A 26,663-nucleotide genomic window follows, 5' to 3' on the forward strand; every position below is an offset into this window, starting at 1 on the left:
AGGCGGCCCATGTTCATTATCAGGGCTCGCCCCGATGTCCCGACAAAGGCCCCGTGGATGGCAGCAGACGAGATGACACACCCGGCCCCGGGGGCCGACCCGCAGGATGCGCTGGCGCGCCTGGAAGCCTCGCAGCAGCGCCAGCTCGAACTGGTCCGGCGCGTGGTGGCGCTCACGGCCGAGCGCGACAAGCTCGCGGCCCGGGTGCGCGAGCAGGACCAGGCGCTCGACGCCTCGCACAAGGTGCTGGTGGCCGCCAAGCGCCACCTGATGGTGGCCGAGGCGGCCCGCGTGGCCCAGTGGGAGTGGGACATGGCGGGCGGACGGGTGCTGCTCGGCCGCCGCTGGGGCCGGATGATCGGCGAAGAGGTCGAGGACCGCCGCTGGGAGCTGAGCGCCCTGGAGGCCCGGGTCCACCCGGACGACCTGCCGCTGGTGCGCCAGGCCCTGAAGGATGCGCTGAGCGGCCAGGCCGACCGCTACATCGCAGAGCACCGGGTCTCGAGCGCCAACGGCTGGATCTGGATCGAGAGCGTCGGCATGGTGACCGAGCGCGATGCCGCGGGCGCACCCTTGCGCCTGACCGGCTTCAACACCGACATCACGGCCCGGCGCACGATGCATGCCGAGATCGAGCAGGCCCGGGCCCAGGCCGAGGCCAGCAACCGGGCCAAGAGCGAATTCCTGGCCAACATGAGCCACGAGGTGCGCACGCCGCTCAATGCCGTGATGGGGCTGACCCGGCTGCTGCACCAGTCGCCGCTGAACGAGGAGCAGCGCCAGCACCTGGAACTGATCGACAACTCCGCCACCTCGCTGCTGGCGCTGCTCAACGACGTGCTCGACCTGTCGAAGATCGAGGCCGGCAAGCTGGTGTTCGAGCAGGTGCGCTTCGACGTCGGCCGCTGGGTGCGCGAGGCGGTGGCGCTGCACCGGCCGGCGGCGGCCAAGAAGGGCCTGAAGGTCGAGATCGAGATCGCGGAGGACGTGCCGTGGAAGGTGGCGGGCGACCCGGGGCGGCTGCGCCAGGTGATCTCCAACCTGGTGTCCAACGCGGTGAAGTTCACCGATGCCGGCCGCATCGCCGTGACCGTGCGGCTGGCGCCCAACCAGGGCGAGCTGCGGCGCGATCAGCTGCGCCTGCTGTTCACGGTGCGCGACACCGGCATCGGGGTCGAGCAGGACAAGCAGGCGCACATCTTCGAGGCCTTCACGCAGGCCGATGCATCGATCACGCGGCGCTATGGCGGCACCGGGCTCGGCCTGGCGATCTGCGCCCGGCTGGTGTCGATGATGGGCGGCTCGCTGAACCTGCTGAGCCGGCCGGGCGAGGGCAGCACCTTTCGCTTCACGGCGGTGTTCGAACACGCCGCCGACGAGATGAGCGTGCTGACCGAACCGGCCCCGCTCGAGGTCGTGACCCTGCAGGGCCTGCACGTGCTGGTGGCGGAAGACCATGCAGTCAATGAGCTGCTGATGCGCAAGCTGCTGACGCAGATGGGCTGCACCTTCCACGTGGCGCGCAACGGCGAGGAGGCGGTGCGCTGCTGGCGGGAGCGCCGCTTCGACCTGGTGCTGATGGATGTGCAGATGCCGGTGCTGAGCGGCCTCGACGCCGTGGCGCAGATCCGCGCCGTGGAAGCCGCCGAGCCGCGGCGCGGGCACACGCCGGTCGTGGCGCTGACCGCGCACGCGATGGCCGGCGACCGCGAGCGCTGCCTGGCCGCCGGCATGGATTCGTATGTCTCGAAACCGGTGTCGCCGGCCCTGCTGGCCCAGGCCATCCAGGAGGCCCGGGCGGCGCGCCGCGAAGCGGGGGACGCGTGGGACCCCGGGCAGCTGGGCATCGAGGACCTCTTCGAGCCCGAGGCGGAGCTGCCGCCGGCGGTCGACATGCGGCAACTGGTGCGCACGCTGGGCGGCGACCTGGCCGTGGTGCGCGAGATCGCGGTCGCGATGCGCAGCGACATGGCGGTGCGGCGCGCGGCGATCGCCGCGGCGCTGCGGGACGGCGACGCCACCGCCGGGCAGGAGCAGGTGCACGCGCTCAAGGGCGCGCTGGCCAGCATCGGCGCGCACCAGGCGGCGCGGCAGGCCAAGAACGTCGAGAACGCGTGGCGCCAGGGCGACTGGGACACCGTGCGCGCCGCGGCCGAACTGCTGGAGCGGGAAGTGGAGCGGGTCGACGCGGCGCTCGAGGAAGTGGTCGACGATTGAGCGTGCCCTACTTTCTGAAGGCGGAGGCCGGCAGCCGGAGGTCGGTGAGCTTCCAGTCGGCGAAGCCGCTGCGCTCGAACACCAGGCCGAGGCGCTCGCTGTCCGGCTCGTCGGGCCGGGCCGGGTCGACGGCGTAGGCGGTAATCCGGCTGGCGCCCTGGCGTTCGATGTGCCAGCGCGCCTTCTTCGGCTGCGGCGCGGCGCTGTCTGCAGGAGCGCTGCCTGGGGCCGGCGGCGCCGGCTCGGGCGCGCTGCGGCCGAGGCGGCCGTTCTGCATGGCAGCCATCACCGTTTCCGGCCGCACCATCGAGTCCACCAGTGGATTGACCAGGCTGGAGCCGATCACATTGCCGAGCGCGGCCAACGGACTGCCGCCGTCCTTCGGCGCCCCGAGCTTTTGCGCCAGCAGGGCCGTCAGCTGTGCCTTGAGGCTTTCGCGCAGCCGGGGATAGTCGATGTGGGCGTTGAAGGTGTCGGCGTCGCCGCGCTGCGCGGCGTCCTGGAGCTGGCGCACGGCGAGAAAGGGTGACAGGTACCAGTAGCCGGCGCCGGCCAGCAGGAGCAGCAGGGCGAGGCCGGCCGCAGCCAGGCGTTGGGATTTCTTCATCCCCTGATTCTGCCCATCGACGTGCGCTCGTCGCGCGTCAGTACTTGAGGGTCACGCCGGCTTTCACGCCCTTTTTTTCCTTGCCGTCCGAGAACACGCCGGCGGAATAAGACAGATCGCCGGCCGTGCTGCCGCCGAGCGAATAGGTCGGCCGGGTCCCGGTGGTGTCGACGCCGATGTACTTGGCGCTGCCGTCGGGGCGCTCGGCACCGACGGTGGCGCCCTTCGACTCCATCGACTTCTCGGTCGGGGAGACGTTGGGTTCGACGTAGAGCGTGCCGCTGTCGTCGCTCTTCAAGGGCAGCTTGGGGGTCTGGGCGAGGGCGGCGGCACAGCATGCGGCCACGCCCAGCGCTGCAAGGTGAGATGTGCGCATGCCCGAATCCTGGTGCTGCCCGGCCGGCGCCGGCGTAGGCCAGGCTCGACGGATCCACTGCGCCGCGTCCGACAGGCGGGGAGCGAGTCCTCAGCCGCAGCCTATTTTCTTACGGGAATTTCCCAATAATCGAAATCGACAAGTCGATCGTTATATCTGAACGGTCTATTTTGATCGGAGAAAAATCCAGGGAGGATTTCAATGAACGGCACTCATGCGTGGGTGGGCTGCGCCCTTTGCGTCTTGTTGGCTGCCCCGGTGCGGGCAGGGCAGACGGGTTCCGACACGCTTTCCAATACCGGCTACCGAGAGGCGATGATCGCGCCCTTCGCACTGCATTGGCGCAACGATGCGGATCACGAGCAGGTCGTGATGGTGGGCCTCGAACGCGGCACGTTCGATGGACCCGTGTGGGGCGCCGCCGCGTTCAGCAATTCCTTCGGCGATCCTTGCGCGTATGCCTATGTCGGCTGGCGCTTCGACGGGCTGTTCGGGGTGCCGGAGCTCTTCGTCAAGCTCACGGGCGGCCTGCTGTATGGCTACAAGGGCAAGTACGAGCGCAAGGTTCCGTTCAACCACGACGGTTGGGGCGTGGCCGCGATTCCGGCGATCGGCTGGCGGATCACGCCCAGGGACTCGATCCAGTTCGGCCTGCTCGGGACGGCGGCGGCCTTCCTGGCCTACAGCAGGAGCTTCTGAAACGGGTCGGGTCGGTCAGCGCCGGATGGCGTCCCGGATGGCGGCGACCGGACCGATGCCGAGCGAGCCGAGCAGCGTCAGGACCCAGAGGCTGACCGCGGCCGATCCGACGACGACGACGGCTGCGGCGGGCAAATGCTGGTCGGACCAGCCGACAGCCAGGACCACCATCGCGAAGACGACCATCACGACGATGCGGTAGCGCGAGACCCGGGGTCGCCAGCGTCCGGTCCCGGCGGCGAGCCGAGCCATGGGCGGGCGCATGAGATGGGCAGGCCGCGACCGCGGGGCTGCCAGTGGCTGGGGCGAGAGTTCGATGGACGCAGAGGGCATGGCGGAATTGTGCGATGCGGAACCTGACTGTGGGCCTCCCAGCGGCCGGCAGCCGACCGGAATCTCACCGGGGTGCGGCGGCGCTGAACGTCGCTGCCGGGGCCTGCATCCGGATCGATGAAGCGCCGCGGGTCAGTGCCCGTCGCGCTCTGTCCTGCGCCATTCCCACGGCGGGACCGGGCGGGGGTCCCGCCACAGCCCGATCTTCTTCGCCCTTGCTTCGGCCTCGGCGAATTCATGCTGGCCGCGGGCCTGGGGGGCCTGCTCGTCGGCATAGGCGCGGTACCACCAGGCCATGCCCAGCGTGAGCATCGCCAGTCCGGCGTCCAGTGTCTTCGGACCCTGCGGCGCCGACGCCGGCGCGACCCGAACGCTGCACACCGCGCGGTCGTAGCGGTCGGTCTTGGCGCAGTCGAGCTCGACCTCGTTCGCGAACACCAGGCGCGACAGGGCTTGCTTCGCGCGGGCGCCGAAAGCCTGGCGTTTCTCGGGCGCGTCGATGGCATCGAGGCGGACCTTCAGCCGTTCGTAGCCGCCTGGCCTCGGACAGCGCGCCGTCAGCGTGTCGCCATCGGTGACGCCGACGACCAGGCAGGTGCGCGGCGCGGCGTGGAGGGCGAAAGGAAGGGCGAGGAAGAGGGCGAAGAAAAGGCGGCGCATCGACGGAGCGGGTTGCTGGATCGGCACCCCAAAGGAAAATGCCCCGCTACCTTTTGAGTAGCGGGGCATCCAGTGGCCTTGCGGCACATTCTGGCTCCTCGACCTGGGCTCGAACCAGGGACCTACGGATTAACAGTCCGGCGCTCTACCAACTGAGCTATCGAGGAACAAGCCTCAGATTATATATCGAGTGAATGGGCCGAATTTCGAGGCACGCACGCAGCGCGCTACAAAAGTGAGGTCGCCGAAGCGAAAAAAAACGCGCCGACCTGGGCGCGTTCTGTAGAGGCACTCGAAGCTCGCCGTGGAGGCCGAATGCAGAGCTGAAGCTCTTGTTGTTTTTGCCGCCGGAAAACAGGTTCACTGCGGCTTGATTCTGGCTCCTCGACCTGGGCTCGAACCAGGGACCTACGGATTAACAGTCCGGCGCTCTACCGACTGAGCTATCGAGGAACAAGCCTTAGATTATAGCGCGGTTTTTGGCCCTCTTCGGAAGAAGCCCGGCATCCTGCGGCGGTGCCTCAGGTGGCGCGGTTGCAGATCGCCATCAGCCGACTTGCCGCCTCCTCGGGCTGCGGGTCGGCCACCAGCGCGCGCACCACGGCCACCGAGCCGACGCCCGTGGCCAGCACTTCGGGCATGCGCGCTTCATCGACGCCGCCGATGCCGACCTGCGGATAGCCCCGCATGAGCCGCGCATACGCAGCCAGGCGCGCCACGCCTTGCGGCGCGGTCGCCATCCGCTTGAGCGTGGTCGGGTAGACCGCGCCCATCGCGAGGTAGCTCGGGCTTGCGCGGTCGGCGCGCAGCATTTCCGCGTAGCCGTGGGTGCTGACGCCGAGGCGGATGCCGGCGTCGCGGATCGTCCGCAAGTCTGCGGGAGCCAGCGCGTCGAGGTCTTCCTGGCCCAGATGCAGGCCGTAGGCCCGCGCGGCGATGGCGTGCTTCCAGTGGTCGTTGATGAAGAGCAGGGCGCCGGTGCCGCGCACCGCCTCGACGGCCGCCTGCACCTCGCGCTCGATGGCGCCGGCATCGTCCGACTTGAAGCGCAGCTGCACCGTCGGCACGCCCGCGCGCGCCATGCGGCCGACCCATCGGGCATCGGGCAGCACCGCATAGAGGCCGAGCTTCTCGGGGCAGGGCGGAAAAGAGTCGTCGCGGCGCGTCGGCGGAAAGGCGCGCAGGCCGAAATCGGCCGGAGTGTCGGGCCAGGCCTCGGCGTCGAAGCGGCCGTTGCGCTCGCTCTGGGCCTGCCATGCGCGCGCCAGGCATTCGGCGTCGATGTCGATGAAGCCCAGCGTGCCGCAGGCCTGCTTGGCGCCGCGGTAGATCGGGTCGTCGGACGTGAACGAATCCGCGGCGTCGCCCGTCGCGCCGAAGCGCGCGGCGTGGGCCGCCACGATGGCCCGAGCGATGGTGGAGGCGTCGGTCATGGCGGTCATTGGGAAGCTGCGTGATGCCAGAAGGGCGTGCCCAGCACCGGGGTGCTGGGCTGGGCCGAATCCTGCGCCGCCATGGCGCCGGCATGGTGCGCCGAGCGCCCGGCCTGCACCGCGTCGGCGAAGGCCCCCGCCATCGCGACCGGGTCCTGCGCCAGCGCCACCGCGGTGTTCAGCAGCACGCCGTCGTAGCCCCATTCCATCACCTGGCAGGCATGCGAGGGCAGGCCGAGCCCGGCGTCGACCAGCAGCGGCACAGCGAGCCGCTCGCGCAGCACCTGCAAGGCGTAGGGGTTGACCGGGCCGCGGCCGGTGCCGATCGGCGCCGCCCACGGCATCACGGCCTGGCAGCCGACGTCGACCAGGCGCTGGCACAGCACCAGGTCCTCGGTGCAATAGGGCAGCACCTGGAAGCCGTCGCGGATCAGCTGCGCGGCGGCGTCGACCAGGTTCAGCGTGTCGGGCTGCAGCGTGTAGTCGTCGCCGATCAGCTCGAGCTTGATCCAGGGCGTGTCGAACAGCTCGCGCGCCATCTGCGCGGTGGCGATGGCCTCCTGCACGCTGTGGCAGCCGGCCGTGTTGGGCAGCACCGGCACCCCCAGGCGCCGCAGCAGGTCCCAGAAGCCGTTGTCGCTGCCGGCGCCGCCCGCCGTCGCGGTCTGGCGGCGCAGCGAGGCGGTGAGCATGGCAGGCTTGGCGCGCCGCACGGCCGCCTCGAGCACGTCGGGCGAGGGGTAGCGCGCGGTGCCGAGCAGCAGCCGGCTGTCGAAGCTCTGGCCGTAGAGCACGAGCGGATCGTTGGCGGGAATCGGTGTCATGGTGTGGTCCTCAGCCGCCCGTCACGGGGCGGATCACTTCGATGCGGTCGTCGGCCTGCAGCAGGTGGGCGCCATAGTTCGAGCGTGGCACGAACTGGCGGTTGACGGCGACGGCGAACGGCGGCTTGGCCTCGATGAGCGCGAGCGCGTCCGACAGCGTCGCGCCCGTCGGCAGCTGGTGGGGTTGGTCGTTGATCAGCAGGTTCATGGGTGGGTTGCGAGGCCGAAGCGGGCGGCCAACGCCGACCGGCCCGTGGCCAGCAGCTCCAGCGCGACGTCGAGGATCGCCGGCGCGATCATGAAGCCGTGGCGATAGAGGCCGTTGACCTGCATCACGTGCGGGCGCAACGTGCGCACGGCCGGCAGGTTGTCGGGCAGGGTCGGGCGGCACTGGGTCGCGATCTCGACGATGCGTGCTTCCGCGAAGCCGCTGTGCACCGCATAGGCGGCGCTCAGAAGTTCGAGCGTGGAGCGCACGCTGGCCGGCGACAGGTCGTCCGACTCGATCTCGGTGGCTCCGATGACGAACAGGTGATCGGGCTTGGGCGCGATGTAGATCGGGTAGCGCGGATGCACCAGCCGGGTCGGCCGCCGCAGCGTGACCTCGGGCGCATGGACCCGGATCACTTCGCCGCGCACGCCGCGCAGCGCGTTCCATTGCGGCCTGGCGCCGAGGCCGCGGCAGTCGATCACGCGCTCGGGCTGGCCGGCGGCGCCGGGCGCGAAGTCGTCGGACGCGCGCGGCGCCTGCCAGTGCAGGCGCACCTTCGGCTGCGCCTGCAGGGTGGCCAGCAGGGCGTCGAGCAAGGCGCGGTTGTCGAGCTGGCCTTCGTCGGGCAGCAGCAGCGCCTGCGCGAAGCGCCGTCCCAGCGCGGGTTCGAGGGCCTCGATGCCGGCGGCATCCAGGGTGCGCATCGCGGGCAGCTCCGGCACCAGCTCGCCGGTGCGCTCCAGCACGCGGCGCAGCCGTGCGGCCTCGGCGGCGTCCTGGCGGTGCCACAGCACCAGCGTGCCTTCGCGCTGGAAGAACACCGGGGCGGCGAGCGAGGCGATCAGCGTCGGCCAGCGCTCGAGCGCGTGATGGCCCATGCGCACGACCGAGGGCGGCGCCACGGCCGATTCGGCCAGCGGCGCGAGCATCGCGGCCGCGACGCGGGCGGCGGCGCCCTCGGCCTGCGGGCCGCCGGCGTCGTAGAGGTCGATCTCGCAGCCGGCCCGGGCCAGCGCCAGGGCGAGCAGGCGGCCCATGAGCCCGGCGCCGAGCACGGCCGCGGAGCGGAAAGGGAATTCTTGGGACGGGCTCATCACGGGTTCAGCGTGGGCCATGGCGTGCGTGGCCGATAATTTTCAACATGACCTCTGCATTTTCCCGCTACGCGCGCGTGCTCTCGATCGCCGGCTCCGACAGCGGCGGCGGCGCCGGCATCCAGGCCGACCTGAAGACCTTCTCGGCCCTCGGCTGCTACGGGATGACCGCGATCACCGCGCTGACGGCGCAGAACACGCTCGGCGTGTCGGGCATCCACGGCGTGCCGCCGGCCTTCCTGAAGGCGCAGATCCAGGCGGTGGTCGAGGACATCGGCGTCGACGCCGTCAAGCTCGGCATGCTGCACGCGCCCGAGATCGTCGAGGTGGTGGCCTGGGCCATCGATCATTACCAACTGCCCAACGTGGTGCTCGATCCGGTCATGGTCGCCACCAGCGGCGACCGGCTGATCGCCGCCGAGACGGTGGCCGTGCTGGTGCGCGAACTGTTCCCGCGCGCGGTCGTCGTCACGCCCAACCTCGACGAGGCGGCGCTGCTGATCGGCCATCCGATCGACGGCGTCGGTGCGCTCGACGACGCGGCCTCCGAACTGCTCGCGCTCGGCGCCAGGGCGGTGCTGCTCAAGGGCGGCCACCTGCCGGGCAACGACGTGGTCGACCTGCTGGCCGAGGCCGACGGCGAGCGGCTGCAGCTGTCTTCGGCCCGCATCCGGAGCCGCAACCTGCATGGCACGGGTTGCACGCTGTCGTCGGCGATCGCCGCCCACCTGGCGCTCGGCCATGGGCTGCCCGAGGCGGTGGAACGGGCCCGCGGCTATGTCGTCGCCGCCATGGCGGCGGGCGCGGACATGCAGGTCGGAGCGGGTCACGGCCCCCTCAACCACGGCTTTGCGCCAGTGCCGAGCGTCCGCCTGCCTGTGCCGGGCGTGTGACCAGGGCCAGCACGAAGGTGATGGCCAGGGTCGGCAGCGCCGAGCCCCACTGCGGCGCCCAGGCGGCGCAGGCGTGGTAGACCGCGATGCCGCCGATCCAGATGGCGGCCGCGGCCAGGTCCACGCGGCGGCTGTCCAGCGGTACCGGCGCGTTGCCGGTCCCGAGCCGGCCGAGGATCACGCCGTAGAGCGGTACGAAGACCGAACTCAGCAGCAGCAGGAAGGGTTCGAGCGTGTGCATCGGCAGCACCAGCGCGAAGCCGATGCAGACCGCGGCCAGCAGCAGGCCCCAGCGGCGCACCGTCCAGCGCGGCTGCAGGCTGTGGGCCGACACCGAGCCTGAATAGACATCGCCGTAGGCGTTGTCGAGCTCGTCGATCAGGATCAGGCCGAGTGCGACCAGGCCGCCCTGGGCCAGCAGCAGGGCCGCGACCAGGTCGGTGCCGGGCTCGGCCACGCTGACGACCATCACGCCGAGCGCGTAGCACCAGATGTTGGCCAGCACATAGCCGATCCAGGTGCCGCTGAAGGCGCCGCCCAGGCCGCCCGTGCTGCGCTTGCCGTGGCGTGCGTAGTCGGCCACCAGCGGCAGCCAGGAGACGGGCATGGCGATCACCAGGTCGAGCGCGCCGAACATGCCCATCGAGCCGTCGCCGGGGCGGGTCCAGAAAGCCTCCAGTCCCTTGGCGTGGAGCCGGGCCGCGAACTGCCAGCTCAGCCAGGCCAGCGAGAGCACCACCAGCGGCAGGCCGAAGCGGCTCACGAAGCGCCGCACCAGCTTGACCATCGAACCGGCCAGCAAGGCCAGCAGCACGGCGCCCCACAGCAGCGTCGTCAGCACGGTGCCCAGCGGGCCGCCGAGCGACCAGCCGAAAGCCTGCGCGCCGATGGCCTGGGTGCCCTCGCGCATGATCACCAACTCGAAGGTGGTCCAGCCGATGAGCTGCACGATGTTGAGCACCACCGGCAGCCGCGCGAAGGCGCTGCCGTAGGTGGCGTTCATGAGCCCGGCGCTGGCCAGGCCGCTTTCGCAGCCGACGCGGGCCGTCCAGGCGAGCAGGCCGGCGCCGATGCAGGAGCCCAGCACGATCGCCAGCATCGCGTCGCGGGTGCCGACTGCGGGCACCAGGTAGGCGCCGATCTGCATCACGAGCAGGCCGACGCCCAGGCTGAACCAGAGCGCCATGTGGTCGCGCCACAGGAAGACGCGATGCGATTCGCCCAGCGGCGTCAGCGCCTCGTTGGCCGCAGCCTGTTCACGGGTTGTGTTTGCCATCCATTTGCTCCATGCAAGTGTGTGGCAGGTGGGCGAGGCCGGCGACCTGACCGCCGCGCGAGACAACGCGGCGGCCGCCGGACCAGCTTCCCTGCGCGAGGATTACCTCAGGCCCACCAACTACACGTCGTGGGACTCCGGCCGTCACTTCGTGCACGGCGGTGCGCAGCGAAGACGATCGACCGGACAGGTTCAAAGGGTTTTTTTCTCAGCCAAGCCGGCAAGCCGACGCAGCACCCCTAGCGAACGCCCATTTTAGGCCTGATGCGGCCAGGTTCGGCGGACTTCAAGCCGTGGGGCAGAATTCGGCCCAGAGCGGAACTCCGCTCGGTCCAGCACAGAGCCGTCATCGCGCACCCTTGGGCTGTGGCACGTGCTGCCGCAACCCCGTTCACGCGCAAGAATAGAGCCCGACAACTGAGGTCGAATCAATTCACCGAAGGCTGCCGCGTCATCACCGGCGCGTCGCTCTCGATGGTGTCAAGTCATCGCCCTGGAAATACTCGAAATGATGGATTGGGTCCCTATCGTCTTCATCGCGTTCAAGGTTCTCGTGTTCGGCACGGGCATGTTCTTCGCCATCAAGTGGCACTATGAGCGAGGGAAGAAGGGGAAGGACAAGCAGAGCGCGGTGCTACGCACGGGCGGCAAGGTGGCCGCAGTCTTCGTGCTGTCGCTCCTGGGCCTTTCGCTCCTCGCCTTCGGCCTTGGCAGCATGCTCGGTTTGGACTTGAGCTTCCCATGATGGCCAAGAACAGTCGGCCGACATCTCGTCGTGCGGCAGCCCGCGCAGCGCGAGCTTGCGGTCTTCCGTTTCGCGATCGGTGGAAGGCCGCTTTCGCGCGAGCCCCGCGTCAGGCGGCGGGGGAGCCGGTGGGCTTCGCCGCCGAGCGCGCATCGTCGCGCGCGACCAGCGGCACGACGATGCGGCGCACGACGACACCCAGCACCCAGAACAGCGCCGTGATCACGACCCCCAGCGCGAGCCCGGCTGCGATGTCGAACGGAAAATGGGCGCCGACGTAGATGCGGGCCCAGCCCGTGACCAGGGCGATCGCGAACACCGCGAGGCCGAGCGTTCGCAGGGCCGGGCGCAGGCACAGCACCAGCGCCAGCGTGAACATCACGCTCGCATGCGCGCTCGGCAGCGCGCCGCGGGCGCCGTGGGCGATGTAGTTCGGGCTCAGGCCCGCCACGAAGGGCCTGGGGAGGTTGAGGGCGCCGGCCAGCGCATGCGCCGCCAGCGCGGCGGCGGCGGCGGCGGCCAGGGTCGCCATGGCGTAGCCACGTTGGGCCGGCTGCCGCCATGCGGCCACGGCCAGCAGCGCCAGGCAGAGCCAGGAGGTTCCCTCGGCCAGCAGCGCCGCAAGCCAGAGAAGGTGCGCGTCGGGCGCAGGGCCCGCTGCGAGCCATTGAAAAAGAGAGATGTTGACGGCCTGCATGGCAGGCGATCCTAAGGCCCGCGGGTGTCCCCATCATGAACGTGCCGTTCACGTCCGGTTCAGGCTTCGATCGGATCTCAGTGGGCGACGCCGAGCAGGGTGTGCAGCCGCGTGCTGGTGGTGGTGTACTGCAGCGGAATGGATTTGTCGGGAAACACGATCGCCGCCGCGCCCCAGGCCGCCAGCGTGGCCTCGTGGAAGCCGCAGACGATGAGCTTTTTCTTGCCGGGGTAGGTGTTGATGTCGCCGACGGCGAAGACCGCGCGCTCCTGCGTCTGGTACTTCTCGGTGTCGACCGGCAACTGCTTGCGCTCCAGCGCCAGGCCCCAGTCGGCGATCGGCCCGAGCCGCGGCGAGATGCCCAGGCAGCCGACCAGGCTGTCGAAGGGCAACGCGACCGTCTGCCCGTCCGGCGTGGCGACCTGGAGATGGGCGGGGTCGAAACCGACCGGCTGCCCGACCTGGAGCCGCAGGGCACCGGCGGCGATGCGGTCGTGCACGGCCGCGACCGTGGCCTCCTCGGCCTGGAAGACGTCGCGCCGATGCAGCAGCGTGACCGCACTGGCCAGCGGCAGCAGCGCCAGCGCGGTGTCCAGCGCGGCATCGTCGCCGCCGTGGACGATCACCGACTGGCCGGCGAAGCGTTCGAGCGTGTCGGGGTGGTAGAAAAGCCGCGTGCCTTCGAGGCCGGCGATGCCTTCGACCGCGATGCGCCGCGGCACGAAGGCGCCGACGCCGGCGGCGATGAACAGCGTCTTGCAAAGGAAGGCATGGCCGCGCGTGGTCCCGAGCAGCAGCCGGCCGTCGTCCTGGCGGGCCAGCGTCGCGACCTGCTCGTCGAAGTGGAATTGCGGCTTGAAGGGCGCGATCTGCTGCAGCAGGGCGTCGGCCAGGCCGCGGCCGGTCGTGACCGGCGTGCCCGGGATGTCGTAGATCGGCTTGTCGCCGTACAGCGCCACGCACTGGCCGCCCGCGCGCGGCAGGGCGTCGACGATGTGGCAGGAAATCTCGAGCAGGCCGAGCTGGAAGGCCTGGAACAGCCCGACCGGGCCCGCGCCGATGATCAGCGCATCGGTTTCGATCAGGGCTGCCTGCGTGCTCAGCGCACCAACTCCCCGATCTTGTCGGTCTTGTCTTTCCACTCTTCGGCGTCGGGCAGCGCCGGCTTGCGCTTGGTGATGCTCTTCCAGCCGTCGGCCAGCGCCAGCTCGGCGTTGAGCTTGATGAAGGCCAGCTGGTTGGCCGGCAAATCTTCCTCGGCGTAGATCGCGTTCACCGGGCACTCGGGGATGCAGACCGCGCAGTCGATGCACTCGTCGGGATCGATCACCAGCATGTTCGGCCCTTCACGGAAGCAGTCGACCGGACAGACGTCGACGCAATCGGTGTATTTGCAGCGGATGCAGGATTCGGAGACGACGTGGGTCATTTTCTTGGCAAGCGGAAGGGAATGATCGGGAAAACCCCGAATTTTAGGCCTTTGTGGCGGCAGGCCGCACGAGCACCGCGGCGGAGGTCCGGTGCGAGGCGGTATCGACCAGGATCAGCGAGCCCAAGGTGCGCGACTGGGTGAAGGGCAGCACGGCCAGCGGCTGCTGCAGCGACAGCACCACGTCGCCGATGGCGTTGGCCTCCAGCTGGTCGGTCGGCTCGGCGTCGAGGGTGGTGATGTTCACGCGGTCGATGATGCGCGCCACCTTGGCCTTGACCCAGCGGTGGCCCTGCAGCGCCCAGTAGACCCGGCCGGCGACCAGCGGCTCGTCGTCGAGCCAGGCCACCGTGGCGGTGATCTCGCGCACCGGCTCGAAGGCGTCGGGCGCCAGCAGCCAGTCGCCGCGCGAGACGTCGAGTTCGCGGTCGAGCACGATGCCGGCGCTGTGGCCGGCATGCACGGCCTTGGGCTCGCGCGTGTGGTTCAGCACCTGCGCCACCGTGGCGTGCTGGTTGCTCGGCAGCACGGTGATGCGCTGGCCGGGCTCGATGTGGCCGCTGGCGACCCGGCCCCAGAACACGCGGCGGCCGCGCGAGGTGTCGGCCGAGGCCGAGAACTTCTCGACCCACTGCACTGGAAAGGCAAAGGGCACGGCCTCGTCCTGCGCCGTGACCGGCAGTTGCTCGAGCAGCTCGAGCAGGCTGGGCCCTTCGTAGCCGGCCCAGGCCGGATGACGCGAGGCCACGTTCCAGCCCTTGAGGGCCGAGATCGGCACCGTGGCCTTGACCTCGACGCCGGCCGCTTCGGCGAAATTCGCGAGCGCCTCCGAGATGCGCTCGAAGGCCAGCTCGGCGTCGTCGATGGCATCGAGCTTGTTGACCGCGAAGACGATCGACTGCACGCGCAGCAGATGGCACAGCAGCGTGTGGCGGCGGGTCTGCGGCAGCAGCTCGCGCCGGACCACCTCGCCGTCGCCCACTTCGGCGGCCCAGGCCAGCTTGGTGGCGTCGACCAGCACCACGGCGGCGTCGGCGCTCGATGCGGCCGTGACCATGTTGCGCGTGTACTGCTCATGGCCGGGCGCGTCGCCGATCACGAACTTGCGGTGCGCAGTCGAGAAGTAGCGGTAGGCGACGTCGATCGTGATGCCCTGCTCGCGCTCGGCCGAGAGGCCGTCGGTGAGCAGCGCCAGGTCGGTCTCGCCGCCGCGCTGCACGCCGGCCAGCTGGTCCTGCAGCACGGTCTTGCTGTCGACCAGCAGGCGGCCGATGAGGGTGCTCTTGCCGTCGTCGACGCTGCCGCAGGTGATGAAGCGCAGGGCGGCGCCGGTCTCGGCGTGAAGGGCGGTGGACGCCGGGGAGGGGGTCGCGATCGTCATCAGAAGTAACCGTCTTTCTTGCGCTTTTCCATCGAGGCTTCGGAGGTCTTGTCGTCCATGCGGGTCGCGCCGCGTTCGCTGACGTCGGCCGCCAGCGTTTCGACCACCACGTCGCCGGCATCGGCCGCCAGGCTGTCGACCGGGCAGGTGCAGGTGATGTCGCCGACGGTGCGGAAGCGCACGTCCCGCACCTCGACCTGCTCGCCGTCGCGCGGCGGCGTGAGCGCGGTCACCGGCACCAGCAGGCCGCGGCGCTCGACCACCTCGCGCTTGTGCGTGTAGTAGATCGAGGGCAGGGCGATGCGCTCGCGCTCGATGTACTGCCAGACGTCGAGTTCGGTCCAGTTCGAGATCGGGAAGACGCGGAAATGCTCGCCCGGTGCGAGCCGCGTGTTGAACAGGGTCCACAGCTCGGGCCGCTGGTCCTTGGGCTGCCATTGGCCGAAGCTGTCGCGGTGCGAGAAGATGCGCTCCTTGGCACGTGCCTTCTCCTCGTCGCGGCGGGCGCCGCCGATCAGGGCGTCGAAGCGGAACTCCTCGATCGCCTCGAGCAGCGTCACCGACTGGTGCACGTTGCGCGATTCGCCCGGGTGGGCCAGGCGCACCGTGCCGCGCTTCATCGAATCCTCGACGTTGCGCACGATCAGCTCGGCACCGAGCTCCTGGGCGCGTTGGTCGCGGAAGGCGGTCACCTCGGGGAAGTTGTGGCCGGTGTCGATCATCAGCAGCGGATACGGGATGCGGCCCGCGCCGAAGGCCTTCTCGGCGCATTTCAGCAGCACCAGCGAATCCTTGCCGCCCGAGAACAGCAGGGTCGGCCGCTCGAAGGAGGCCGCGACCTCGCGCAGGATGAAGATGGTCTCTTCTTCCAGGGCGTCGAGCTGGGTGTTGGACAGGTGGGCCAGCGTCTGTGCGGTCGACAACAGCAGGTCGGGTTCGGTTCGGGCGTTCATCGGGTGGGGGGTCTTGCAGGCGGGGAGTCGGTCGGGCGTTGGCGTTCAGTGCGCGAGATGCAGTCCACACTCGCGGTTGTCTTCGCCCTTGGTCGGGTCCACGTAGTCGAAGTTGTTGGGCAGGCCATGCGCCTCGCAGTAGGCGTACAGCTCCTTCGACGACCAGTGCAGCAGCGGCGCGACCTTGATCAGGCCGTCCGGATTGACGCTGACCGGGTCCATCTGCGCGCGCACGGCGGTGTCGGTGGCCCGCAGCGCGGTGAACCAGACCTTCGGTGCCGTCTCGCGCAGTGCGCGGGCGAAGGGCTCCAGCTTGACCTCTTCGGTGAAGGCGGCGTGGCGCGGATCGTCGAGTGCCGGCGTCGGCCCCTCCACCGCTTCGCGGTGCGCCCGCGAGCGGCGCGGCAGGTAGATGTGCAGGTCCAGGCCCAGCAGCTTCGTCACCTCGTCGGCGAAGCGGTAGGTGGCCTCGGTGTTGTAGCCGTTGTCCATCCAGATCACCGGCACATCGGGCCTGGCGCGCGCCACCATGTGCAGGATCACGGCCTCGAAGGGGCGGAAATTGGTGGTGACGATGGTCGGCTGGCCAAGGCCGACGGCCCAGTCCACCAGGCCTTCGGCGTTGCGGCCGAGTTCAGTGTTGATGCGTGCGAGGTCGAGGCTCATGCCGAAGGCTCCGATGCAGTCTCGGGTGCCGCGACGAAATGCGGCGCCGCCTGCACCGCGTCGCCCTGGTAGAAGGCGGCGAAGCGGTCGAACTGGCGCTGGGCGGCGGAGGCGTCGACGCCTTCCTTGAGCACGGCACTCGAGAAGCCGGTGCGCTGCATCTGCACCAGCTGGTCGATCAGCACGTCGCCGGTGGCGCGGATGTCGCCCTTGAAGCCCAGGCGGCGGCGCAGCAGGAAGGCCTGGCTGTAGGCGCGGCCGTCGGTGAATTTCGGGAAGTCGAGGTCGATGCGCTCGACGTCGTCCAGGCAGACCTCGATCGCCAGCGGATCGGCATCGTTGGCCAGCTGCAGCACGGTCGGGTCGCCGTTGTCGACGTGGTCCTCGGCGGCGATCAGTGTCAGGGTCTTGTTCATTCGGAAACCTCCGCGCTGCGCGCTACGGTATTCGCCTTCGGGGCGGCCGGGCGGCTCATGCGGTCACCTCGACCTTGAAGCGGGCACCGTTGGCGGCGGCCTTGAAGGGCTCGGGGCCGACCCGGCGCAGCGCGTCGATGAAGGTTTCGCCGGGCTCGCGGGTGTCGCGGTAGGTGTTGAGCACGGCCTCGATCACGTCGGGCACTTCGGCCGCCGAGAACGACGGGCCGACCGCCTTGCCGGCCTGCGGCGCGCCGCTGAGCAGCGAGCCGTCGGAGCCGCCGAGCGTGACCTGATACCACTCCTTGCCGTCTTTGTCGACGCCGAGGATGCCGATATGGCCGCTGTGGTGGTGGCCGCAGGAGTTGATGCAGCCGCTGATGTGCAGGTCGATCTCGCCGAGGTCGTCGAGTTCGTCGAGGTCCTGGTAGCGCTCGGTGATGGCTTCGGCGATCGGGATCGAGCGCGCGTTGGCCAGGGCGCAGAAGTCGCCGCCGGGGCAGGCGATCATGTCGGTCAGCAGGTGCACGTTGGCGCTGGCGAAGCCGGCCTCGCGGGCATTGAGCCACAGCGCGTGCAGGTCTTCGGCATGCACCCAGGGCAGGAGCAGGTTCTGGTCGTGCGTGACGCGGCCCTCGCCGGCGCTGAAGCGGTCGGCCAGGCGGGCGGCGGTGTCGAGCTGGTCGGCCGAGGCATCGCCGGGCGCCTGCAGGCGGCGCTTGAACGACAGCGTGACGGCGCGCAGCGCGGGGTTCTGGTGCGGCGCCACGTTGCGCGCCAGCCAGCGCGCGAACATGACGTCGTCGGCCGCCTGGGCGCGCAGGTCGGCATCGGTGGCCTCGGCGCTGCGGAACACGCGGGTGGCGAGTTGCGGCGGCACGAAGGAGGCGCTCACGCGGTCGAGCTCGGCCTGGGTGATGGTGTGCGGCGCGCCGTCGTGTTCGATGACCTGCTTGTACTCGGCCTCGACGTCGTCGATGTAGCGCTGGCCCTCGGCCTTGACCAGGATCTTGATGCGCGCCTTGTAGATGTTGTCGCGCCGGCCGTAGCGGTTGTAGACCCGGATCACCGCTTCGAGGTAATTCATGATCTGGTTCCAGGGCAGGAACTCGCGCAGCACGGTGCCGATGATCGGCGTGCGGCCCATGCCGCCGCCCACCTGCACGCGGAAGCCGAGCTCGCCGGCCTCGTTCTTGCGCAGGTGCAGGCCGACGTCGTGCCAGCCGGTCGCGGCGCGGTCTTCGGTCGAGCCCGTGATCGCGATCTTGAACTTGCGCGGCAGGAAGGCGAACTCGGGGTGCAGCGTGCTCCACTGCCGCATGATCTCGGCGAAGGGGCGCGGGTCGGCGATCTCGTCGACCGCGATCCCGGCGCGCTCGTCGCTCGTGATGTTGCGGATGCAGTTGCCGCTGGTCTGGATGCCGTGCATGTCGACCGAGGCCAGCAGGTCCATCACGTCGGCCGACTTGGCGAGCGGAATCCAGTTGTACTGGACGTTCTGGCGGGTCGTGAAGTGGGCGTAGTGGGTCGGCAGCTTGTGCGTGCCGAGCTTGCCTTGCGTGGCCAGCGCGTTCTTGTAGACCTCGACTTCGGGCTCGTCGTATTCGCGGGCGATCTTCGCCAGCACGCGCAGCTGGCGGCTCGAGAGTTCGCCGTAGGGCACGGCCACGCGCAGCATCGGCGCGTAGCGCTGGACGTACCAGCCGTTCTGCAGGCGCAGGGGACGGAACTCGTCCTCGGCGAGCTTGCCGCTCTGCCATCGCTCCAACTGGTCGCGGAATTGCGCGGCACGCAGGTGCACGAACTGGCGGTCGAAATCAGTGTATTGGTACATCGTGTGTCAGTTGCTGGAAGGCGGCGCGTCCACCGCACGTCAAAGCGAGCGTGGAATGTAAAAGCCAGCCTTATGGAAACAAACTATTTTTTGGTTCGCGCCTTATGCGGATAAGCTTATTCGCCAGTCGCCATGCGGGTTTGCGGGCGATCGGAGGGCTTTTCCGGATAAGGCGGAAACGGCGGGAACCGCCCGATTCTAGGAAAGGCAGCGGCCGCCTGCAGGGCATCGGCCCGGCGGCTATTGGGTCGCCGTGATCCCGCCGTCGAGGTACAGCACCTGGCCGGTGACGAAGGACGCCGCCGGCGCGCAGAAAAAGACCGCCGGGCCGGCGATGTCGACCGGCTCGGCAACCCGGCCAAGCGGAATGCGTGCCAGCAGTTGCTCTTGCGTCGCCGGGTTGTCGAGCCAATGGCGCGCCATGTCGGTGCGCACCACGGTCGGCGCGATGCCGTTGACCGTGATGCCGTGCGGCGCCAGCTCGGCCGCGTGCTGGCGGATCAGCATCACCAGGGCGCCCTTGGTGCTCGCATACGCCGAGTAGCCGCGTCCGCGCAGGCCGAAGCGCGAGCGCACCGACAGCAGGTGGACCTGGGCGCCGCCCCGGCCGCCCGCGACCTGGTGCCTGGCGGCCGCCTGGGCCAGGAACATGGCGGCCTTCAGGTTGACCTGGGTCACTTCGTCGAAGGCCTCTTCCGTGACTTCCAGCAGATCCTGCTCGCGCTGGATGCCGATGCAGTTCATGAGGATGTCCAAGCGCCCGAAGTGCGCCGCCGCACGCTCGACCGACCCTTGCACGTCGGCCACGGAATGGGCGTCCATCGCCAGGCCGATCGCCTCGTGGCCCGCCGCGCGCAGCGAGGCCGCGAGCGCGTCGGCCTTGTCGCCGTCGCGCCCTGCGACGGCGACCCTGGCGCCGGCCAGCGCCATCGCCCAGGCGATCGCCTCGCCGATGCCGCCGTACCCGCCGGGGATGAAGGCGACCTTGCCTGCGAGGCTGAACTGGCCGGCGAGGGCGCGCGCGAAGTCGATGCGGGGCGTCGGTGCGTCCATCGGTTCAATCCATCAGCAGTCCGCCGTTGAGGTCGATGACCTCGCCGGTGATGAAGCCGGCCAGCGGCGAAGCCAGGAAGCGCACCACGTGCGCGAATTCCTCGGGCTCGCAGAAGCGTCCGACCGGAATGTCCCGCAGCAGGGCCTGGCGCTGCGCCTCGCTCAGCTGCTCGGTGATCATCGGCGTCTTCACGTAGGCCGGCGAGATGCCGTTGGCCGTGACGCCGAAGGCGGCCAGCTCGCGTGCCAGAGAGAAGGTCAGCGAGGTCAATGCGCCCTTGGACACGGAGTAGGCGGTGCCCGCGGTCAGCCCGCCGGTCTTGGCCGCCAGCGAGCAGGTGTTGATGATGCGGCCCGAGCGCCGGGCCTTCATGGCAGGAACCACCTGCTGCGACAGGTAGAAGGCGCCATCGAGGTTGACCGCCAGCACGCGCCGCCATTCGCCGGCGTCGGTGGCCTCGACCTTGTTGTTCGACAGGATGCCGGCGTTGTTGACCAGGATGTCGACCGCTCCGACCGATGCCGCGATGCGCGCGCATCCTTCGCGCACGGCATCCGGGTCGCTGATGTCGAAGCAGAAGGGCAGGGCGTCGCTGCCCAGGCTTTCGGCGATGGCCAGCGTGCGCTCGTGGTGGGTGTCCACCAGCGCCACCGTGCAGCCGTCCTCGAGCAGCGCGCGGGTGGCGGCCAGGCCCATGGTGCCGGCCGCGCCGGTGACCAGCGCCACCTTGCCCTGCAAGGGCTTGATCAGGGTCTCAGACATCGAGCACGCTCTTCTTTCCGAACAGTCCGCGCGAGCGGAAGGTGACGACCGCGATGAACAGCAGGTACATCGACATCAGCGACCACTCCGAGGCGTAGGAGCCCGTGAGGCCGACCACCATGCCGACCATCAGCCCGGCGATCACCGCGCCCCAGAGCGAGCCGACGCCGCCGAGCACGATGATCAGGAAGGCCGGCACCACCGCGTCGACCCCGACGTGCGGCCGGATGCCCCAGATCGGCGCCATCACGACACCCGCGATGGCTGCCAGCGCAACACCGAGCCCGAAGACGAAGAGCCGCAGCCGCTTCAGGTTGATGCCCAGTGCGCGCACCATCTCGCTGTCGTGCGCGCCGGCCTTGATGATCGCGCCGTAGGGGGTCTTCTGCAGAAAGAGCCACAGCAGGAAGATCATCAGCACCGCGAAGGCGCTGGCGAAGAAGCGGTAGCGCGAATAGATCAGGTCGCCCACCAGCAGTGCACCCGAGATCGACTGCGGCAGTTGCAGCTGCTTCTCGGAAGAGCCCCACACGAGGCGGATGCCTTCTTCGATGACCAGCGCGGCGCCGAAGGTCAGCAGCAGGCCGTAGAGCGGGTCGCGGCCGTAGGTGCGCCGCATGCACAGCTCCAGCAGCATGCCGAAGAGGCCGACGAAGACCGGCGCCAGCACCAGCGCGAACAGGTAGCGCAGCGCGATCGGCAGCGCCATGTAGGCCGCCTGCGTCTCGGGGAACAGCCCGAGCCTGGGCGCGACGATGAACAACGCGACGTACATGCCGAGCGCGAACAGCGAACCGTGCGCGAGGTTGATGGTCTCCATCACGCCGACGATCAGCATGAAGCCGAGCGCGATCAGCGCGAACAGCAGCCCCAGCGTGACGCCGTTGACCAGGTGGGGCAGGAGCTGGAACAGGAAATCCATCGCGTGCATGCCTCGCCGTGTCAGACGTCGTAGCTGGGCGTGGCGTCGTAGCTTTCGAGCTTGCAGGCGGCCGCCGCGTCCTTGTCCACCACGTCCTTCGGGTTGGCCTGCGTCAGGATCTTGAAGATGTCGTCCTTCTCGGCCGGCTTGTCGTTGTAGCGCGCCATGTAGATGGTCTGCTGGCACTGGTGGGTGTCGGCGTCCATCCAGGCGTCGTAGTGCTGCAGGCGGTCGAGCGCCGTCATCTTGCGGCCTTCGAGCTTCTTGATGACCGCGATGTTCTGCACCGTGCCGGCCTCCTCGCAGCAGCGCAGCAGTTCGCGCGTCGCCATGTAGGTGTTGTGATAGACGTTGCCCGGCACCCGGATCGCCATCCCCGGATATTGCTTCTGGTAGGCGGCGACGAACTCCTTCACGCCGGGCAGGTCGAGCCGGTAGTACCAGGTGGTGCCGAAGACGCCGAAGATCGCCTCCGGGCCGAGCCCGTAGACGTCGGGCCAGTCCTGCTGGTTGTTGATCCAGGCCATCGACTCGTTGAGCTTGAGCTGCACCACCTGCTGGCGCAGCGCCTTGATGTCGTCGCCGCCCACCGCGGTGGCGACCACGTTGGGCTTGAGCTGCTGGAGCTTCAGCAGGTAGGCCGAGAAATCGCGCGTGTTCTGCGGCACCAGCAACTCGTCGACGATCTTGCCGCCGTTGGCCTCGACGATCGCCCGCGTGGACTTGGCGGTGTTGTGGCCCCAGACGTAGTCGTTGGTCAGCAGCACCCAGTTGCGGCCGCTGGTGGCGATCGCGTTCTTGACGATCGCGTTCGAGAAGTTGGTGCCGTTGCCGTCCCAGACGAACTTGGTCCGGTGGCAGTCCTTGCCGGCTTCGGTCGGCGAGCTCGAGTTGGTGTTGAGGAAGACCGTGCCGTACTTCTGCGCCACCTGCGAGATCGCGTTCGACACCCCCGAATGCACGGCGCCGATCAGGAACGAGGCCTCGTTGCGGGTGATCATCCGTTCGGCCACGCGCGAGCCGGTGGCCGGCGTGGTCTCGGTGTCGATGTGGATGGCCTCGATGCGGCGGCCCAGCACGCCGCCCTTGTCGTTGAATTCCTTGATGGCCATCATCGCGCCCAGGCGCTCCTCGCCGCCCGAGGCCGCGTACATGCCCGAGGCGTCCATCGTGAGTCCGATCACCAGCGGCTTCTTCTGCGCCGACTGGGCCCAGGCCCGGTTGTGTTTCCAGGGGCCCATGAACGGGGCCACGCCGTAGAGGCCGGCGCCGGCGAGCGCGAGGCCGCCACCCTTGAGGAGCGCGCGGCGTGAATCGGAGGTGCTGTCTGTCTTCTTCATGGTGCTTGTCTCCTGCGGGTTTGATGAGGGGCGGGGCTAGCGCGGAACGATCTTCACGTCGTTGATCTTTTCCTGGGCCTCGAACAGCGACGCGATCAGCTTGTCGCCGAAGCCCAGGTTCACGGCCTGGACCAGGCTCTGGTGCGCCGCCTCGCCCATGAAGCTCGCGACCGGCAGGCTCTCGGCCAGGTGGGTGTAGTAGCGCAGGTCTTTCTGTGCGTTGGCGATGCCGAACTTGAAGCCGTCGACCGTGCCTTCGGTCAGCGTCTTGGCCGTCATCATCTGGAAGATGCCGCAGTTGACGCCGCCCACCGAGACGACGTCGTAGAGACGCTTGAGGTCCAGCCCCGACTTGGCCGCGACCGCGAAGGCCTCGGCGATGCAACTGGCGAAGCTCATCGCCATCATGTTGTTGACCAGCTTGAGCACGTGGCCGTGGCCCGGCGGGCCGACATGGAAGATGTTCTCGCAGAAGGCCTGGAGCACCGGTTCGATGGTGCGGAAATCTTCCGGATCGGCGCCGACCATGGTGTTGAGCCGGCCTTCCTCGGCCTCTTTCGGCGTGCGGGCCAGCGGCGCGTCGATGAAGCTGACGCCCCGGGCCGCGAAGTCGGCGCGGATCCTGGTGCTCGACGAGGGCTCGGCGGTCGAGCAGTCGACCACGATGAGCCCGGCGCGCGCGGCGCCGAGCAGGCCGTCGGCGCCGTAGACGATCGCCTCCACCTGCGGGGAGCCGGTGACGCAGAGGAAGACGATGTCGACATCCTGCGCCGTCGCCGCGTGGGTGTCGGCCTCGGTCGCGCCGGCGGCGAGCAGGTCGGCGAGGTTGGCCCGGTTGCGGTGCACCTTGAGCTTGACCGGGAAGCCCTTGGCGAGCAGGTTCCTGACCATGCCGTGGCCCATCATGCCGATGCCGATGAAGCCGATTTTCTTGGTCGTCATGTGAGAGTCCTTCGAGAGTTCAAACCAGGCTGGTGGCGTGGCCGGCGCGCGCTTCGCGCCAGAGCCGGATGAGCCGCGCATAGCGTTGCGCGATGTCGTCGATGGCCTCGGCATCGCCGAGCCGGCCGGCGAACCAGCCGGCCGCCGCCTCGGCGAAGATCGAGCGGCCGACCGCGAAGCCGCGGCAGATCGGATGCGTGGCCGCAGCCTCGAAGCCGCTGCGCAAGGCGTCCTCGCTGGCCTCCAGGCCCAGCAGCAGCACGCCGCGGCAGTGCGGATCGTGGACGCGGACCACCTCGGCGATGCGCTGCCAGGCCGCGGCCGAGCCGGCGGGCGGCAGCTTCCACCAGTCCGGGCGGATGCCGGCCTCGTAGATCTGCTGCAGCGCGCGCGGCAGGGTGCTGTCGTCGGCCGGCAGTTCACGCGGCGGAACGATTTCGACCAGGAATTCGTGGAAGGTGGCGACGCTCGCGCGTTGCAGCTCGTCGAGATGGCGCAATTGCTCGTCGCGCAGCGGCTGCGGGTCGTCCGGGTGGTAGGCGACCAGGCATTTGGCCACGTGCTCGCCGGGCCAGCTGCGCAGCTCCTGCATCAGGGGAAGCTCGGGCTCGAAGCGCAGCGGTCGCGATCCGGGCAGCTCCACCGGGCGCGCCACCCACCAACCCTTGCCGGTGAGCGACGGCAGGATGTCGGCGCCGAAGCGGCTGTCGAGGATCATGCCGGCCTCGAGCCGGGAGCCGGGCTCGGCTTCCTGGTGCGCCACGCGCCGCGCGGCCTCGGCCACCAGGCGCTTGAAGTCCTCGATGCGCGATGCGCCGGCACCGTGCCGCGCCGCCAGTTCGTCGAACTGCACGCGGTGGTCGAACGCCAGGATGACCAGCTCGTCCCATTGCCGCGTGCGCGTGGTCACGCGGTGCAGATGCTCGAGCGCCACGTCCTCGCGCAGGCGCCGGGTGTGCGAGCCCACCGCCAGGAACTGCTGCAGCTCCTGCCAGCTGGCCATCGCCGGCGCACAGCCGTGGCGGGAGACCACCAGGGCTCCGCAGGCGTTGGCATAGGTGCAGCAACGATCGAGCGGCTCGTCCTTGAGCCAGCCGCGCAGGAAGCCCGCCATGAAGGCATCGCCGGCGCCCAGCACGTTGTAGACGTCGACCGGAAAGCCGGGGCCACGCAGGCCGTCGTCGAGCCGCTCCGGAATCGGACCGTCGAACACCACGCAGCCCATCGGCCCGCGCTTCACGACCAGCGTGCCGTCGGTCAGTTCGCGCAGCCGGCGCAGCGCGGCGAGGGTGTCGGAGCTGCCGCCCGCGATGTGGATCTCTTCCTCGGTGCCGACCACCAGGTCGCATGAAGGCACCACCGTCTGCAGATGGGCGCTGACCTGATGCGAGGGCACGAAGCGCTGCTCGCCCATGCCCGGGCTGGTCAGGCCCCAGAGCACGGGCCGATAGTCGATGTCGAGCACCACGCGGGTGCCGCTCTCCCTGGCCAGCTCGACGGCGCGCATGCAGGCGCGATAGGTCTGTGGCTGCGACAGATGGGTGCCGGACAGCAGCAGCGCGGTGGCCGAAGCCATCTGTTCTCTCGTGATGTCGGCCTCGTCGATCGCCATGTCGGCGCAGTTGTCGCGGTAGAAGATCAGCGGGAAGGTCTCGCGGTCCTGGATGCCGAGGAACACCAGGGCCGTCAGGCGCCGGGGGTCGGTCTTGACATGGCTGACGTCGACGCCTTCGGCGGCCAGCGTCTGGCGCACGAAGCGGCCGTTGTGCTCGTCGCCGACACGCGTCAGCATCGCGGGCCGCAGGCCAAGGCGCGCCACACCGACCGCGGTGTTGGCGGGCGAGCCGCCCAGGTACTTGGTGAAGCTCAGCATGTCCTCGAGCCGGCCGCCGACCTGCTCGCCGTAGAGATCGACCGCGGCGCGGCCCATGCAGATCACATCGAAAGCACGCGTCATGTCTTCTTCCTTCTCGAAGCGGCTGGCCTGGACGCGGCCTGTTCCGCCAGCAGGTGGCCGGTGCTGACCACCAGCGCCTGCGCCAGGCAAAGCGGCGCCACCAGCGAACGGAAGGGTTTGGACGAGTCGTCGGCCAGCTCGAAGCAGACGGTGGCCGAGGCCTTGAGCGGCGACAGCGGTCCATCGGTGATGGCGACCACCGAAGTGCCTTGCGCGCGCAGCAGGCGGGCCGCTTCGAGCACGTCGGGCGAGTAGTTGCGAAAGCTCGCGACCAGCAGCACATCGCCCGGCGCCACCGAACGAAGGCTCTCGCGCAGCATGCCGCCGGCGCCGTCGAGCAGGTGGGTGCGCAGCTCGAGCTGGCTCAGCGCATAGGCCAGGTAGCCCGCCACCGGGAACGCCCGGCGCTGCGCCAGCACGTGGATGTGGGGCGCGTTGGCGATCAGCTTGACGGCCGCCCTCAGGTCGGCCTCGCGGACCATGTCCTCGAGCTGGCCCAACTCGGCGATCGAGTCGCTCGCCAGCTGGTGCAGCACGCCGGCCGGTGCCTGCGCATCGTGGTCCTGCTGGCGCCGCATCTCGACGATGCGCTCGCGGTAGCTCGCCGAGCGCTCCACCAGGTGGCCGCGAAATACCTGCTGCATCTCGGAGAAACCGCCATAGCCGACCGCGTTGGCGAAGCGGATCATGGCGGAGGGCTGGACCTCGGTGTTCTCGGCGATGGCCGCCACCGTGCCCAGCGCGAGGTCGTCCGGGCGCTCCAGTGCATAGCGGGCGATGCGCTGCAGCTGCTTCGACATGCCGGGGTAAGCGTCGGCAATCCGGGTCTTGAGCTGCTCGTAGTTCGCGATCGGGTCCATGTGCTGAAAATAGAATGAATGTTCTTGAATGTTTAAATAATAGAACGTACATTCTGTTTTGTCCAACGGTCCTTGAAAAAAT

The 26,663-nt window shown here is 69.3% G+C and carries 28 protein-coding genes and 2 tRNA genes; 4 read left to right on the top strand and 26 right to left on the bottom strand.

What is annotated here, in order from left to right; all coding sequences use genetic code 11:
• Nucleotides 1-72: 72 nt before the first annotated feature.
• Complete coding sequence (locus QTI33_RS25030) at nt 73-2,217, top strand: ATP-binding protein (RefSeq protein WP_286509064.1); 2,145 nt, start codon at nt 73-75, stop codon at nt 2,215-2,217.
• A 7-nt stretch (nt 2,218-2,224) separates the two neighbouring features.
• Here the strand turns inward: QTI33_RS25030 and QTI33_RS25035 are convergent, their stop codons facing one another.
• Entirely contained in the window at nt 2,225-2,824 is a 600-nt protein-coding gene (locus QTI33_RS25035; RefSeq protein ID WP_286509065.1) for a DUF2939 domain-containing protein, read from the bottom strand.
• A 37-nt stretch (nt 2,825-2,861) separates the two neighbouring features.
• Nucleotides 2,862-3,200, bottom strand: coding sequence for a hypothetical protein (locus tag QTI33_RS25040; protein WP_286509066.1), 339 nt, complete (start codon nt 3,198-3,200; stop codon nt 2,862-2,864).
• A 201-nt stretch (nt 3,201-3,401) separates the two neighbouring features.
• Between QTI33_RS25040 and QTI33_RS25045 the strand changes: the two genes are divergently transcribed.
• Entirely contained in the window at nt 3,402-3,899 is a 498-nt protein-coding gene (locus QTI33_RS25045; protein ID WP_286509067.1) for an ABC transporter ATP-binding protein, read from the top strand.
• 15 nt (nt 3,900-3,914) lie between these two features.
• Here QTI33_RS25045 and QTI33_RS25050 read toward each other — a convergent pair whose 3' ends face one another.
• The 8 genes from QTI33_RS25050 to QTI33_RS25085 form a co-directional block, all read right to left on the bottom strand.
• The gene (locus QTI33_RS25050; protein ID WP_286509068.1) at nt 3,915-4,151 is read right to left on the bottom strand and encodes a hypothetical protein; all 237 of its coding nucleotides are present in this window, start codon (nt 4,149-4,151) and stop codon (nt 3,915-3,917) included.
• Nucleotides 4,152-4,364: 213 nt separating this feature from the next.
• Complete coding sequence (locus QTI33_RS25055) at nt 4,365-4,892, bottom strand: thermonuclease family protein (protein ID WP_444814889.1); 528 nt, start codon at nt 4,890-4,892, stop codon at nt 4,365-4,367.
• Between the two features lie 91 nt (nt 4,893-4,983).
• Nucleotides 4,984-5,059: transfer RNA gene (locus QTI33_RS25060), tRNA-Asn, on the bottom strand.
• A 210-nt stretch (nt 5,060-5,269) separates the two neighbouring features.
• Nucleotides 5,270-5,345, bottom strand: a tRNA-Asn gene (locus tag QTI33_RS25065).
• Between the two features lie 68 nt (nt 5,346-5,413).
• Complete coding sequence (locus QTI33_RS25070; RefSeq protein WP_286509070.1) at nt 5,414-6,334, bottom strand: thiamine phosphate synthase; 921 nt, start codon at nt 6,332-6,334, stop codon at nt 5,414-5,416.
• A complete protein-coding gene (locus QTI33_RS25075; RefSeq protein WP_286509071.1) occupies nt 6,331-7,149 on the bottom strand; it encodes a thiazole synthase in 819 nt (272 codons plus the stop codon). The genes QTI33_RS25070 and QTI33_RS25075 overlap by 4 nt, the downstream gene beginning before the upstream one ends.
• A 10-nt stretch (nt 7,150-7,159) precedes the next feature.
• A complete protein-coding gene (gene thiS / locus QTI33_RS25080; RefSeq protein ID WP_286509072.1) occupies nt 7,160-7,357 on the bottom strand; it encodes a sulfur carrier protein ThiS in 198 nt (65 codons plus the stop codon).
• A complete protein-coding gene (locus QTI33_RS25085; RefSeq protein WP_286509073.1) occupies nt 7,354-8,454 on the bottom strand; it encodes an FAD-dependent oxidoreductase in 1,101 nt (366 codons plus the stop codon). Before QTI33_RS25085 ends, thiS begins: the two co-directional genes overlap by 4 nt.
• 47 nt (nt 8,455-8,501) lie before the next feature.
• On the opposite strand from QTI33_RS25085, the gene thiD reads away from it, so the two are divergent.
• Nucleotides 8,502-9,347 (top strand): bifunctional hydroxymethylpyrimidine kinase/phosphomethylpyrimidine kinase, encoded by an 846-nt coding sequence (thiD, locus tag QTI33_RS25090; protein ID WP_286509074.1) that lies wholly within the window; start codon nt 8,502-8,504, stop codon nt 9,345-9,347.
• Here the strand turns inward: thiD and QTI33_RS25095 are convergent.
• The gene (locus tag QTI33_RS25095; protein ID WP_286509075.1) at nt 9,292-10,623 is read right to left on the bottom strand and encodes a purine-cytosine permease family protein; all 1,332 of its coding nucleotides are present in this window, start codon (nt 10,621-10,623) and stop codon (nt 9,292-9,294) included. The genes thiD and QTI33_RS25095 overlap by 56 nt on opposite strands.
• Nucleotides 10,624-11,131: 508 nt before the next feature.
• Between QTI33_RS25095 and QTI33_RS25100 the strand changes: the two genes are divergently transcribed.
• The gene (locus QTI33_RS25100) at nt 11,132-11,368 is read left to right on the top strand and encodes a hypothetical protein (protein WP_286509077.1); all 237 of its coding nucleotides are present in this window, start codon (nt 11,132-11,134) and stop codon (nt 11,366-11,368) included.
• A gap of 109 nt (nt 11,369-11,477) precedes the next feature.
• On the opposite strand, the gene QTI33_RS25105 is transcribed toward QTI33_RS25100, so the two are convergent.
• The 15 genes from QTI33_RS25105 to QTI33_RS25175 form a co-directional block, all read right to left on the bottom strand.
• Entirely contained in the window at nt 11,478-12,065 is a 588-nt protein-coding gene (locus QTI33_RS25105) for a phosphatase PAP2 family protein (protein WP_286509078.1), read from the bottom strand.
• Between the two features lie 77 nt (nt 12,066-12,142).
• Nucleotides 12,143-13,207 (bottom strand): NAD(P)/FAD-dependent oxidoreductase, encoded by a 1,065-nt coding sequence (locus tag QTI33_RS25110; protein WP_286509079.1) that lies wholly within the window; start codon nt 13,205-13,207, stop codon nt 12,143-12,145.
• Complete coding sequence (fdxA, locus tag QTI33_RS25115; protein WP_158719560.1) at nt 13,165-13,494, bottom strand: ferredoxin FdxA; 330 nt, start codon at nt 13,492-13,494, stop codon at nt 13,165-13,167. The genes QTI33_RS25110 and fdxA overlap by 43 nt, the downstream gene beginning before the upstream one ends.
• Nucleotides 13,495-13,537: 43 nt before the next feature.
• Nucleotides 13,538-14,875, bottom strand: coding sequence for a sulfate adenylyltransferase subunit 1 (locus QTI33_RS25120; protein ID WP_286509080.1), 1,338 nt, complete (start codon nt 14,873-14,875; stop codon nt 13,538-13,540).
• Nucleotides 14,875-15,828, bottom strand: coding sequence for a sulfate adenylyltransferase subunit CysD (gene cysD, locus QTI33_RS25125; RefSeq protein WP_286509081.1), 954 nt, complete (start codon nt 15,826-15,828; stop codon nt 14,875-14,877). The genes QTI33_RS25120 and cysD overlap by 1 nt, the downstream gene beginning before the upstream one ends.
• 45 nt (nt 15,829-15,873) lie before the next feature.
• Complete coding sequence (locus tag QTI33_RS25130) at nt 15,874-16,494, bottom strand: phosphoadenosine phosphosulfate reductase domain-containing protein (RefSeq protein WP_286509083.1); 621 nt, start codon at nt 16,492-16,494, stop codon at nt 15,874-15,876.
• Nucleotides 16,491-16,910, bottom strand: a complete 420-nt coding sequence (locus QTI33_RS25135) for a DUF934 domain-containing protein (RefSeq protein ID WP_286509084.1) — start codon at nt 16,908-16,910, stop codon at nt 16,491-16,493. Before QTI33_RS25135 ends, QTI33_RS25130 begins: the two co-directional genes overlap by 4 nt.
• 55 nt (nt 16,911-16,965) lie before the next feature.
• On the bottom strand, nt 16,966-18,744 hold the full coding sequence (locus QTI33_RS25140; RefSeq protein WP_286509085.1) for a nitrite/sulfite reductase: 1,779 nt from the start codon (nt 18,742-18,744) through the stop codon (nt 16,966-16,968).
• 240 nt (nt 18,745-18,984) lie between these two features.
• Entirely contained in the window at nt 18,985-19,797 is an 813-nt protein-coding gene (locus tag QTI33_RS25145; RefSeq protein WP_286509086.1) for an SDR family NAD(P)-dependent oxidoreductase, read from the bottom strand.
• Between the two features lie 4 nt (nt 19,798-19,801).
• Nucleotides 19,802-20,560 (bottom strand): SDR family NAD(P)-dependent oxidoreductase, encoded by a 759-nt coding sequence (locus QTI33_RS25150; RefSeq protein WP_286509087.1) that lies wholly within the window; start codon nt 20,558-20,560, stop codon nt 19,802-19,804.
• On the bottom strand, nt 20,553-21,491 hold the full coding sequence (locus tag QTI33_RS25155; protein WP_286509088.1) for a branched-chain amino acid ABC transporter permease: 939 nt from the start codon (nt 21,489-21,491) through the stop codon (nt 20,553-20,555). Before QTI33_RS25155 ends, QTI33_RS25150 begins: the two co-directional genes overlap by 8 nt.
• Nucleotides 21,492-21,502: 11 nt before the next feature.
• Entirely contained in the window at nt 21,503-22,822 is a 1,320-nt protein-coding gene (locus QTI33_RS25160; RefSeq protein ID WP_286509089.1) for an ABC transporter substrate-binding protein, read from the bottom strand.
• Between the two features lie 36 nt (nt 22,823-22,858).
• Nucleotides 22,859-23,764, bottom strand: a complete 906-nt coding sequence (locus QTI33_RS25165; protein ID WP_286509090.1) for an NAD(P)-dependent oxidoreductase — start codon at nt 23,762-23,764, stop codon at nt 22,859-22,861.
• A gap of 19 nt (nt 23,765-23,783) precedes the next feature.
• A complete protein-coding gene (locus QTI33_RS25170) occupies nt 23,784-25,721 on the bottom strand; it encodes a bifunctional 5-dehydro-2-deoxygluconokinase/5-dehydro-2-deoxyphosphogluconate aldolase (protein ID WP_286509091.1) in 1,938 nt (645 codons plus the stop codon).
• Nucleotides 25,718-26,581 (bottom strand): MurR/RpiR family transcriptional regulator, encoded by an 864-nt coding sequence (locus QTI33_RS25175; RefSeq protein WP_286509092.1) that lies wholly within the window; start codon nt 26,579-26,581, stop codon nt 25,718-25,720. The genes QTI33_RS25170 and QTI33_RS25175 overlap by 4 nt, the downstream gene beginning before the upstream one ends.
• Nucleotides 26,582-26,663: the final 82 nt, after the last annotated feature.

This window comes from Variovorax davisae, assembly GCF_030316845.1.
GTDB classification, from domain to species: domain Bacteria; phylum Pseudomonadota; class Gammaproteobacteria; order Burkholderiales; family Burkholderiaceae_C; genus Variovorax; species Variovorax davisae.